This window comes from Mucilaginibacter endophyticus (genome assembly GCF_003351025.1).
Taxonomy (GTDB): domain Bacteria; phylum Bacteroidota; class Bacteroidia; order Sphingobacteriales; family Sphingobacteriaceae; genus Mucilaginibacter; species Mucilaginibacter endophyticus.
Genome location: NZ_QPCG01000002.1, coordinates 320,888 through 333,131 on the forward strand (window position 1 = coordinate 320,888; position 12,244 = coordinate 333,131).

The following is a 12,244-nucleotide window of genomic DNA, read 5'->3' on the forward strand; positions in this document are numbered from 1 at the left end:
AAATTTGACAAAAAAATAAATTTTGTCAAATTTTACTATCTTTGTAATCGAAACAAACAAAAATGACCAGTCAGGACGATATCATTCGCGAGGAAATCTTACAAGCCGGCTTGCGTCTGTATAAAGGAGCAGGCCCTGCAAAAATAACTATGGAGAATGTGGCGAAGGCTACCGGGCGTAGCAGGACCTCACTTTACTACTATTTTAAGGACAAAGACGAGATTTTCCAGGCAGTTCTTGAATGTATTGCACATGATGTTGCTACCGAAATCCGCGCCGCTGTTGTTAAAGCAGGAACATTAAACGAAAAGATATCAGCCTTTTGCGTTGCAAAAATAAAAACTTCGGAAGAGTGGAAGCGCGTATTTAATGCTATTGAAGGATTTATAAAGGCAGATGAGAAGTTTAAACACACACAATCATTGGATGCCCTGCATCGAAAACTCATCCATTTGGAAAAAGGCATTTTGATGGACGCGTTCTCTGAAGAAGAACATCTTTTTCCCCGCAAGTTAAGCTACTCAGATAAGGATATGCTGGCATTCATTATCTATAGTGGTGTACGTGGCATTAGGCGCGAGGTTTACGATCAGAATGACCCGCATGATGCTAAGACGGCTGTGCAGCTTTTATGCGATATGGTCACCAAATGGCTTGTTGTGTAATTTAAGATCTATTTTTTGACATTAATTAAAAAATTGTCAATTTAAATGAAAAAACTTAGTCAACTCAATTTATTCAGGGCCTTATCAAGCCGGAACTTTACACTTTATTTTATTGGCAGAGCGGTATCACAGTTTGGCACCTGGATGCAGCGCACCGCTGTAGTATGGGTGGTATATTCCATGACACACTCCGCCTTTCTGCTTGGCTTAACTGTTTTTGCGGAACAATTCCCTTCATTCATATGCTCAATACCCGGAGGTGTAGCGGCTGATCGCTATAACCGCTATACCATAATTAAGATCACGCAAATAACTTCCATGTTGCAGTCAGTGCTCCTGGCGATACTCGTGTTATCGGGACATATGGTAGTGTGGGCAATCCTTTTATTGAGTGTGATCCTTGGGATTATTAATGCCTTTGATGTACCGGCAAGACAGGCGCTGATAAATGACGTAGTTGCCAGTCCCACAGATTTACCTAACGCCCTTTCGCTTTCAACAGCAACGGCAAGCCTTGCACAGTTGTTAGGACCTGCATTATCCGGTATAGTGTTAAGTGCATTTGGCGCCGGTGTATGCTTCTTGCTGAACGCAGCAAGCTTTGGCGCGGTAATACTATCAATTCTACTGATGAAATTGCCAGCATACGTGCCTAAAAAAACAAATAAAAGGGTATTGGCTGATTTCTCTGAAGGCTTCACTTATATTAAAAACACGCCAGGCATTGCAACAATGGTTGTGATGCTTGCTGCTGTAAGCTTACTGGTGCTGCCATTTAACACAGTTCTTCCGGTATTTGCTAAGGTGGTTTTTAAAGGCGATGCATCTACCTTTGGTTACATCAATAGCTTTGTGGGGATAGGGGCGGTTGCCGGTACCATTTTTCTCGCGTCGCGTAAACCGGGCGCTCATTTAAAACAGATCCTTTTTGTTAGCACAGTACTGATGGGTATAGGGCTTATCTGCTTTTCTCAATTCAAGAACTTTCCTGCTGCCATGTTTTTTGCTGCCATTGCAGGATATGGCTCTGTAGCGCAATTTACCATCAGTAACATTGTAGTACAATCAGACGCGGCAGCCAATATGAGGGGGCGTACAATGGGAGTTTTATTGATGGCCATTTTTGGCATGCTGCCGTTAGGTAGCTTGTTAACCGGAGCTGTCTCCGAACACATTGGAGCTCCTGCTACTGTATTGGCACAAGGCATCACCGCGTTGGTTATTGCCTTTGTGTTTATGAGGTTCTTAACAAGAAAAGAGAAGATTGCTGAAATGGAGTAACCATATCAACCAGCTAATGACAGACTAAAGGCAAAAGTGTTGCCTTTGTTAAGTGTGCTTTGAAACCCCGTTTTTCCATTATACCCCTCAATAATCTCGTACAAAAAAGCCCTGAAATCAATGATTCCAGGGCTTAAATTCTTGGCGGAGAGTTAGGGAACAGTAACTAGTTTAATGTCTGCTATAAATCAATGCTTTGTGCTTTTATTCAGTTAGGGGGCACCTAATAGATCACCCTTAAATAATCAAATCGCTTGTGCTTATTTAACAAAGATATAACTATTTTAAATGTAAATATTCACAAATTCAAGATGAAGGAGTTGACAGACGCACTAGTCTAAAAGATCTGTCGGAAACCGTACAGTTTCGATTCCGGTTTGGAAAGATTTGATACTCCAAAAAAAAGCTATTTCTAAGAGCTGATTACCAATACGACAAACTTTGCTTATCTGCGCTTTGAAAAGTATCAGAAATGACTATCATTTCTGACTTTCAACTGCTGATATCTTCCACATAGTTTCAATAACCGAGTTTTCCGGGTGACTGATATCATTAAGTTATTTGACGGAGGTCATTCTTTTTGGTAAATGTTATTCAAAACTTTACTTAAAATATTGACGATCGTTTGTCTCTTCGAAAATGACGTCGGGTTATCATAAAAAAATTAAAAATGAAAAAGTTGATTTTACTGGTTTTTATAGTTGGATTATTCTTTTCTGTAGATGTATTTGCCCAGGACAATAATTCGGCACTGGTCAGTGCTGTTCGTCATCAACTGAGTTCACCAGCTTTACTGCGAGTATTACATTATCCGCAAACCGCAATTCGTTTTTACAGGCAAAATAACTATGGACCGGTATGGATAAACCCCGAATCTCATTCAAATACCGGAAATGCCATGTTGCTTATAGATTGTGTAATGCAGTACGGATTATCACATAGTGATTTTCATCCCGTGGATCTTCAATTTGATGTACTTCGTGACATTTTAGATACCCCCAAGATAGTAGACGACTCGCTGAAAGCAAAGTTTGACGTTTTGCTTACGGATGCGATAATTACCATGATGAATTATTTGCATTATGGTAAGCTAAACCCCGATTACGGATCTGCACGTATAGATTATGGGATGGATATTCCGTTTGCTGCAGAAACCAAACTACAAAATATCATAAATTCGCCCGATTTCAAAGATGCGGTTCTTAGTGTTCAGCCACGTGCCAAAAGCTACGTCGTTTTGCAGGAAATGCTGTATGTAATCAGAGGGCAAGCGCCTGACGATTGTTACGGAGAAGCAGGCAGCGATGTTATGAAAATAGCTGCTAATATGGAACGGATCAGATGGGCGGAGATTGACGACAGGCAAGAGTTTATCCAGATCAATGTGCCAACTTATACGTTAAAGTTGCATTTGCCGGATACCACAGTGCTATTTAAAGTAATTGTAGGAACGCCTGAAACGCCCAGCCCGACATTGCAAAGTCAGGTGACTTATTTGACTACATACCCCAACTGGCTTATCCCTAACCAGATATTTACCCACAATATATTGCAAAATGCTCTTGCAGATAGCCTGTTTCTTGGGCGCAACCAAATAAGCATCTACAATAGGGACGGGGAACTAACAGATATCACGAATGCCCAATTGAAATTCATATTAAAATCACCAAACGGATATTACGCCAAACAAGCGCCGGGGTGCGATAAAACGCTTGGGGCGATTATGTTTCATTTTCAAAATAGCTACAATATTTATTTAAATCAAAGGGATGATCAAAAATTGTTTACATTGGATAAGCGCGATGTAAGTAATGGTTGCATTTGGATAGATAAGGCGGTTGAACTTGGTGCGTTGCTGCTTAAATATGACGGTTTGGGACAAGCGGCTCAAATGTACAAGAGTTTGAAAAAAATAAAGACTCAAAATTTTATTCTTAATAAGCCGGTTCCTTTAAAAATCACTTATTTAACGTGTGAAGTGAGAAACGGCGAGTTGATACGGTTTGAAGATATCTATAATTTGGATGAAAGCCTTGAAATGGCCATCTATGGTAAAAATACACATAACATAAGTATGAAATAAACATCGGTTTGCTAACCTTAACATTTAACCATTTGGTATTTTAAAGTTCCGGGTTTCATTTTCCCCTGAAGAGGTTGCTTAACATAGATCAAATTATTCTGACATTTTGCGATAATGAAAACTAACCAGCAGCTAATTAAAAATCGAAAAAATGAGGTGGCAAAGTTTTTTTCGGTGCTGGGCCCGGGCCTTACAACAGGCGCTGCTGATGATGACCCTTCAGGTATAGCCACTTATTCGCAAACCGGCGCACAGTTTGGCTATAATCGATTATGGACAGCGCTTTATATGTTGCCTTTTATGATAGCCGTGCAGGAAGCCTGCGCAAGCATTGGGATGGTTACCGGTAAGGGTATATCGGCCGTAATAAAAGAAAATTATAGCAAAAGTGTTTTATATGCGGTTGCCGGGCTGGTATTAATAGCTAATACCATTAATATTGGTGCCGATATAGGAGCTATGGCCGCCGCCGCCCAATTATTGGTCCCAGCATCTTTTGTTACCCTGACGTTATTTTTTACGCTGTTAATCCTCATTCTTGAAGTTTTTACTTCTTACCGGTCATATGCCAGGATTTTAAAATGGCTGGCCATAACTCTCCTTGCATATCCCATTACTTTATTTATTGTCCGGCAACCCTGGCTCACTATACTAAAAGCAACAGTTTTACCTCATTTTGAATTAAATTTTAGCTTTCTGTTTATTATTACCGGGGTGTTGGGAACTACTATTTCTCCATATATGTTTTTTTGGGAGGCATCACAGGAAGTAGAGGAACAAAAGGAATGGGAACGGCTTTCACATCATAAACCAAAAGTAAGCCGGGGGCAAATTAAGCGGATGCGTATCGACAATACTTTCGGAATGTTGTTTTCAGAATTTACCACCTGGAGCATTATTGTAGTTTCTGCTACGGTTTTACACAACAGCGGTGTAACAGACATCAGGAGCGCTTCCGATGCGGCAAAAGCGATCGAACCATTGGTACATACCTGTCCTAACGCTGGTTTTTTAGCAAAATTAATTTTTTCAATTGGCATCATTGGCCTCGGCTTGCTGGCGGTTCCCGTGCTTTCTGGTTCAGTAGGATATGCTACTTGTGAAGCGTTCAATTGGAAATCTGGACTTAATTTGAAGTTAAAAAGAGCTCCGGCATTTTATGCTGTTATTTGTATCTCCACTTTAATTGGATTACTTATCAATTATAGCGGGGTAGATCCTGTTAAAGCACTTGTTTATGCAGCAGTGTTAAACGGAATAGCTGCGGTGCCTCTACTTTTTTTAATAATCCGGATCACTTCTAACAGAAATATCATGGGGGAATTCAAAACTAAACTATTTTCCAAAATACTGCTTTGGTTCACTTTCGTCACTATGGGGGCGGCTGCTATAGCGTTATTTTATACAGTTTATGCATAACCCAGAACCTTTCGCAACAGCTATAAACATTGACTTCCTTTTTTATATTAAAAAAACACGCTTTTATTGCAGATAAGCCAAATGATTATGACACCTCAATTAAATGATTTAAATTAGGCTATGTCCAGTACCTGATTTATGAGTATTCCAATTTTAATAATAGAAGATACCGCCGACATTCGGGAGGGTGTAGTTGAAATACTCGAACTGGCCGGTTATACCGTTTATGCTGCAGAGAACGGAAAAGTAGGTGTTGAACTTGCTAAAACCCATTTGCCGCATATAATTCTTTGTGACATTATGATGCCGGAGCTCGATGGGTATGGTGTGCTGTATATGCTCAATAAATTGCCGGAAACGGCTAACATACCATTCATTTTTCTTACAGCCAAGGCGGATCGGGTTGATTTACGCAAGGCGATGGAAATGGGGGCTGATGACTATCTCACCAAGCCTTTTGATGATGTGGAACTGCTTGCAGCAATTGAGAGCAGATTAAAAAAGCAGGAACAGCAAAAGAAATTTTATAGCGAGAGCCTTGATCAGTTAAGCCGAGTTGTTTCCCGGAAAGAAGGCTTAGCCGAACTTCAAAAGATCATTAAAGAGCGAAAAGTGCGTTCATTCAAAAAAAATCAGGTTATATATTATGAAGGGGATAAGGGAAACGGCTTGTATGTTATACTGAATGGAAAAATTAAAATCAGCAAGCTCGCTTCAGACGGGCGGGAATTGATAACAGATTTGCATACGGCAGGCCAATACCTCGGTGTCAGGTCTCTCCTGGCCGATGATTCCTATTCGGAAACCGCTTGCGCCGTTGAAGATAGTCAGCTATGCCTTATTCCCAAAGAGCGGTTGGATGAAATGCTTAATTTATATCCCGATGTAACAAGCAAGTTTATTAAACTGTTGGCGGGCCAGATACGGGAGAATGAAGATCGTTTACTGCAATTGGCTTATGATTCTGTTAGAAAGAAAATGGCAAATGCCGTTTTACGGCTTCTCAGGCAAACTAACGCTGAAGACAGAAGCATTCGTATTTCCAGAGAGGATTTGGCAGCGTTTGCCGGCATGGCTACAGAAACGGTTAGCCGTACATTGTCAGACTTTCGCAGCGAAGGATTGATCGAAAAAAATGGCAGTGTAATCAGGGTGCTTGATTTGGAGCGGTTAAGTAAAATGAAGAATTAATTTTTCTGTAAAACGCAAAAAACATGTAAAAAATATGATGCAGGAAGTTTAGCCGGGTATTTTTTATTCCCCAGCCGATAGCAGGCATCGCCCAAGTGTTTGCAATAATTCTTCCGAGCCAAAGGGCTTGCAAACGTACCCGTTAGCCCCTAAATGCATTCCTGTCTCCATTTCTTTTTTCTCGGCATTTGCCGTAAGAAAAATAAAGGGAATGGTTGCGGTAATGGGGAGCGATTTTAGCGCCCGAAACACCTCATAGCCATTGGCCATGGGCATCATGATATCACAGAGAATAATATCCGGCAACCAGTCTCTTGCTAATTGAAGGCCGGCCTCTCCATCCTCAGCCGTCAGTACCTTGTAACCTTCCAGTTCCAATAGCTCACATGTGTTTTCCCGGATATCCTGATTATCTTCAATTACCAAGACTTTTTTCATAATGCCTCATCTTGTGGTCTTAGTGCCGCAAACAGAGTTTCAATAATAAAGATATGAAAGATTTCTTAAATACTCCTGTGAGTTGTAAGTTGGTGTCAGCTGCGCTGGCCAGGTATCGAAAACGCCATTTTTAATAATCCTAAATAGTTACAATCAAACGTCAAGAGAAGATATAGTTATGCCAAACTGGCAATCCTATTCAGTTGAATAAGGCGCTGCCATAAAGCGCCAGCGCCTTCCTTTTAAAAAGCAAATTCAGCTTCTCCGATATCCAGTTTGTTTTTTACATGGAATATGCCGGGCGCGGCCCATGCTGCATTCTCGGCGTCGTCTTTCTCCGCAAGGGAGCGTACCCTGCCGGTCAGCGTTACGGTGTTTCCATTGATTTCCGCATGAACCTTCGCTGCATCTATACCGGCGCTTCTGTGAAAAGCTGCGCTAATTTTTTGCTCCAGTTCGTAGGCAGATAGCCTGGGTTTCAGCGCAATCCGGTTGATTACCGATTTTATACCCGTGAGTTTTTGAATAGCTGTTACTGCGCCGGCGCGCTGATATTCCCATTCCAATTCGCCCTCAAGTGTGACAACGCCGCTTTCTACCTTGATTTTGATCTTATCGTTGGGGATCGCTGAATGCCATTGTAGGGTGTTTAATATTGCCTCGGCTATTTCAGTATCGGTTCTGCGGTAGATTGGGGAAATCCCTATTTGGATGTCTTCGGCTACAGCCTTCACGCCGGCCACCTTTTTTACTGCCTTTTCCGCATCAACTTTTTTAGAAAATGTGTCTACGGTACCCGACAGCGTAACAATGCCGTTTTTAACGGCAACTCCAATTGTGGATGAGTTTAGGAATGGTTGCCATTTAAGTTCATCCATTACGTCTTTCTGAATTTCATGGTCTGTTTTCATAATTAATTATTAAATAATAGAGTTGTGTTAATTGATATTCAAATGACCTCAATTTCAGTAGAAAACAACATGACGGTGGGCAGTACCCCGGATGATTGTTATCACGATAATAACCCAGACAAAAAATGTAGGGAACAATGATAGTTTGGATCATTTTAGAACATGACCCGGGTCATTTTTGTGTTGGTATTTGCCAGTTAACTTGCCCGTACAAAATCGACAATTGCCATGAAAGGAATCATCATTTACGGGAGTAAATACGGCGCGACTAAACAATATGCGCATTGGCTGGCCAACATTTTGCAAATGCCGGTATCAAAAGCCGAGAGTGTGACTCCCGACGTGCTGGCTCTTTATGATATGATTGTAATTGGTAGCCCAGTTTATATCGGCAAGTTAGTGCTGCATGATTGGCTGAGGAAAAATAGCGACAGTCTAAAACACAAAAAGCTTTTTATATTCATTGTTAGCAGCACCAACGATGAGGATATTGCGCAGCGGCACGCGCTGATAAAAAACAACTTCGACCATAATATCAGCAAAATGGCCAAAGTGTTTTTCCTCCCTGGCAGATGTGTTGTTGCTAAACTTTCATGGATGGACAGGTTATTATTAAAGATGGGCGCCTGGCTGGAAAAGGCTCCTGAGAAAAAATTGGTTATGAAAAAGGGATTTGATTATATGGATCGCCACCACCTTGATGATATCATTGCACAAATTCAGCGTTTTGCCGACGATTAGTACGAGTTTTTTCGTGCAGATGCCAACAGTTTGGAATAGCGGCCTTTAGATCAGGCTTCATCCATAATTAGCACTGCTGCGCCGCTAATTTGCCCTGATCTTAACATCGAGATAGCGTCATTAGCTTCGGACAGTTTAAACACCTGGGTTTGCGTATGTACCGCAACATTTTTCAATGCAGAAAAGAAGTTCAAGCCATCCTGGCGGGTTAAATTTGCAACTGATTTAACCGAGCGTTCGCCCCAAAGCAAATCGTATGAAAAGGTCGGGATATCGGTCATGTGAATCCCCCCGCAAATCACCTGGCCTCCTTTATCAACCTCTTTTAAAGCTTTGGGAATTAATTCGCCGGCAGACGCAAAAATAATGGCCGCATCAAGTAACTCAGGCGCAGTTTCCGAACTGCCGCCTGCCCAATACGCCCCCATAGCTTTTGCAAATTGTTTTGCCTGATTGTCATTGTCTCTAACGAACGCGAACACCTTCTTGCCTTGAGCTATAGCTATCTGGACCAGGATATGTGCCGCTGCCCCAAAGCCATACATGCCTATATTTTGGGCCGATGGCGTTATCATCTGGTAAGAACGAAAGCCTATAAGGCCGGCACAAAGCAAAGGCGCTGAAGATGGGCTGCGATACTGCTCATCCAATACAAAACAAAAACGGGCATTTGCCACTGTATATTCGGCATAGCCCCCGTCTATGGTATAACCGGTAAATAACGGGTTATCGCAAAGGTTTTCCATTCCTTGCAGGCAAAACTTGCAATGCCCGCAGGTTTGACTCAACCACGGTATACCCACAAGTTGACCGGGAACTGGCTCTTTGACCGCCTTTCCGGCTTCGATTACCGTTCCTAATATCTCGTGCCCTGGGATTAGCGGAAGTTTGGGTTTATCAAGTTCGCCATCTATTATATGCAGGTCGGTACGGCAAATGCCGCAGGCCAATACTTTAACAAGTACTTGGCAATCAGAAGGCCGGGGGATTGGCAGCTTTTTGCAGATGAGCGGGTTGCCGGCTTTTTCCAGCACCATGGCCCGCATGGTATCGGGGTATATCATGAGTATTTCGGTTTTATTTATTAAACATCAAAACAGCCGACGTCAAAATGTAATTTATTGCATTGCTGATAGTTTATGAACTGTACATTTTCATGTAGTATTCATCAGCCATCCTTGCCGATTCAAAGACTGGAAATATATCTTTTGCTGCTTGCTTCATGATAGATAGCCATTGATCCTGGTTGCGATAATACATGGGCATTATTACGTTTTCTAACAAGTCCATCAGGTTCCTGTTTTCCAGAATATCTTTTTCTTCTTCTGATATCGTACCGGGTGCGGGCCTGATCAGGAAACAATTATCCATTTCTCGGGCAAATTCAGGGACCCAGCCATCAGGCATCGACAGGTTTATACTTCCGTTCATGGCCGCCGTCATACCGCTTGTGCCTGATGCTTCATGATAAAGTTTCGGATTATTCAGCCATACGTCCGAACCTTTTTTTAACATAGCCGATAGCGCAAGCTCATAGCCTGTCAACACCGCGCAGCGCTTAAAAGGCCTGGTTTTAATCATGATCTGGTTAAATTGATCTATGGAATCGTTATCTTCGGGATAAGGTTTACCTGCCCAGATCAACTGTATGGGGTAATCGGTTTGCTCAAGTAAACGTGTAAAACGCCCCCAGTCTTTCATGATGAGGCCAGCGCGTTTATAGCCTGCAAAACGTCGCGCCCAAACAATGGTTAGTACGTTTTCGTCAAAAAGTTTACCGCATTGGTCGGCTACGATTTTGAACAAGCTTCGTTTCATTTCTTTTTTCCAGGCTATGACATGGCCATCATCATTATCAGCAAAGGCCGCGTTAAGATCAGTGTCGCTCCAGTAAGCGTTGTTTTGGGCGTTGGTAATAGAAGTAATTTCGCATATATCGGGGCTTTTACCCCACATTTGCCTGGCAACTTCCCCGTGGAGCTTTGAAACCCCGTTGGCTTTTCTTGAAAATTTAAGTGCCCCCAATGTATAATTAAACCGGTCGCTTTGCATGCCCAGCATTTTCCTTACCTCGGTATCTTGTAAATGATAAAAGAACGACATTTCTTTTAATAGAACATAGCTATGTGATTCGTTGCCGGCCATTTCCGGGGTATGAGTTGTAAAAACCACCCGCTTTTTTAGTTCCGCAAGGCTTTTAAATTTATCAAGCAGGTAAAAGTTAAGGGGTACGGAATGGCCCTCATTCATGTGGTAAATATCCGGTTCAAGCCCCAACAGGTCAAGCAAAGTAGCGCCGCCAATACCCAATATAATACTTTGCGCAATGCGGGTTGCTTCATTCGGGTCATACAAGCAATGGGTGATAGAACGCGAAAGCTCATCATTTTCGTCAATATCGGTACTCAGCAGGATTAATGGGGCTGTTCCGAACGTTTCAGGAGGGAGTAAATAAGCTTTAACATGTACCGGGGCATCATGAACGGATACCTGGAAAACGAAACCTAAATCTTTCAGAAAAGCATATTCTTTTCTGATAAATTCCGCTTTCATCAAACCCTCACTATCTCTTGCCTGATCATAATAACCATATTTCCATAAAATACCTATCCCAATCAGGTTTTGCTTTAACTGGTAGGCGCTGCGCAAATGCGAACCTGATAAAAAGCCCAACCCTCCGCTGTAAATCTTCAGCGCCTGGTCAACAGCAAATTCCATAGAAAAATAAGCTACGCTCGTTTGGTATTTTTTATCGGGTGTGTAGCCGAAAATTTCGTCTTTGGTTATCATAAATAGTCGATTGGTGGCTTATTCTATAACAGGTGGCGCTATTGTTTGTGTTATCCGGCGCCGGGTATGAGTTTGCCTTAATTACCAAGCTTAGGTTCAACAAAGTTAGGTTGTTGTTTAGGCTGCGAAATGATCGTTTCTCCTCAAATAAATGATACTGATCATTTATTTGAGGAGAAGTTGTTTGGCAATACATGACGAGTGTCACCCTTGCAGCTGTTCGTGGTCATTCCGGCCATATACAGCGCGTTGCAATTTTGTATTATGAAAAATCATATCAATATCAAATACGTTAAAAACCTCAATAACGACGCTTTACGCGGCATTGTTTTTTACACACAGGAACTGGGTATCCTTCAGGAGAGGTTACAGGAAATAGCAGCAGATAATACTGCGCGCGAAGTGCAGGAAAAGGTTGAACATTTTCAAAATCAGTTCAGCATCCACCAGGATTATCTGACAAAGTTAAGGCACGATATCCAAATCAATGATAAGGCAATCGAGGCCCAATTACAGGTTACCGATGCCGTGATCTCTGAAAGGACCGCCGCTGAGCATGCCGGCATCCATGAGAACTACATCACTGAGGAGAATATTTTCAACAACCTGCGACACGAGTTTAACCGCTTCGCTGCACAATGGATGTAATCTAAGGAAATAAGAAGAAATAGGCGCAAACCTTAGTTTTTAAAAGGAATTTAAGGTTCTCCAAATGACGAGGATCA

11 protein-coding genes are annotated in these 12,244 nt (G+C 42.0%); 7 read left to right on the forward strand and 4 right to left on the reverse strand.

The features are described 5' to 3' along the window. Positions 1-62 precede the first annotated feature (62 nt). The 5 genes from DUL71_RS08775 to DUL71_RS08795 all read left to right on the forward strand — a co-directional run bounded on the left by DUL71_RS08775 (position 63) and on the right by DUL71_RS08795 (position 6,639). Positions 63-665 (forward strand): TetR/AcrR family transcriptional regulator, encoded by a 603-nt coding sequence (locus tag DUL71_RS08775; RefSeq protein WP_114937748.1) that lies wholly within the window; start codon positions 63-65, stop codon positions 663-665. A gap of 45 nt (positions 666-710) precedes the next feature. Next, complete coding sequence (locus DUL71_RS08780) at positions 711-1,946, forward strand: MFS transporter (RefSeq protein WP_114937749.1); 1,236 nt, start codon at positions 711-713, stop codon at positions 1,944-1,946. Positions 1,947-2,616: 670 nt separating this feature from the next. After that, positions 2,617-4,029 (forward strand): L,D-transpeptidase scaffold domain-containing protein, encoded by a 1,413-nt coding sequence (locus DUL71_RS08785; RefSeq protein WP_114937750.1) that lies wholly within the window; start codon positions 2,617-2,619, stop codon positions 4,027-4,029. Between the two features lie 114 nt (positions 4,030-4,143). Next, entirely contained in the window at positions 4,144-5,448 is a 1,305-nt protein-coding gene (locus tag DUL71_RS08790) for an NRAMP family divalent metal transporter (RefSeq protein WP_114937751.1), read from the forward strand. A gap of 138 nt (positions 5,449-5,586) precedes the next feature. Next, on the forward strand, positions 5,587-6,639 hold the full coding sequence (locus DUL71_RS08795) for a response regulator (protein WP_114937752.1): 1,053 nt from the start codon (positions 5,587-5,589) through the stop codon (positions 6,637-6,639). 63 nt (positions 6,640-6,702) lie between these two features. On the opposite strand, the gene DUL71_RS08800 is transcribed toward DUL71_RS08795, so the two are convergent. Next, positions 6,703-7,077 carry a response regulator transcription factor gene (locus DUL71_RS08800; RefSeq protein WP_114937753.1) on the reverse strand — a complete coding sequence of 125 codons (375 nt, stop codon included), beginning with the start codon at positions 7,075-7,077 and terminating at the stop codon, positions 6,703-6,705. Between the two features lie 242 nt (positions 7,078-7,319). After that, positions 7,320-7,988, reverse strand: coding sequence for a BON domain-containing protein (locus DUL71_RS08805; protein WP_114937754.1), 669 nt, complete (start codon positions 7,986-7,988; stop codon positions 7,320-7,322). A gap of 228 nt (positions 7,989-8,216) precedes the next feature. Here DUL71_RS08805 and DUL71_RS08810 point away from each other — a divergent pair, with 228 nt between their 5' ends. Then, entirely contained in the window at positions 8,217-8,729 is a 513-nt protein-coding gene (locus DUL71_RS08810; protein WP_114937755.1) for a flavodoxin domain-containing protein, read from the forward strand. Between the two features lie 50 nt (positions 8,730-8,779). Here DUL71_RS08810 and DUL71_RS08815 read toward each other — a convergent pair whose 3' ends face one another. Together DUL71_RS08815 and glgP are read right to left on the reverse strand one after the other, a co-directional pair. Then, the gene (locus DUL71_RS08815) at positions 8,780-9,793 is read right to left on the reverse strand and encodes a zinc-dependent alcohol dehydrogenase family protein (RefSeq protein ID WP_208645511.1); all 1,014 of its coding nucleotides are present in this window, start codon (positions 9,791-9,793) and stop codon (positions 8,780-8,782) included. Positions 9,794-9,866: 73 nt separating this feature from the next. Beyond that, a complete protein-coding gene (glgP, locus tag DUL71_RS08820; protein ID WP_114937756.1) occupies positions 9,867-11,519 on the reverse strand; it encodes an alpha-glucan family phosphorylase in 1,653 nt (550 codons plus the stop codon). 264 nt (positions 11,520-11,783) lie between these two features. Here glgP and DUL71_RS08825 point away from each other — a divergent pair, with 264 nt between their 5' ends. Next, positions 11,784-12,167: a hypothetical protein gene (locus tag DUL71_RS08825; protein ID WP_114937757.1), complete on the forward strand. Its 384-nt coding sequence runs from the start codon at positions 11,784-11,786 to the stop codon at positions 12,165-12,167. Positions 12,168-12,244 lie beyond the last annotated feature (77 nt).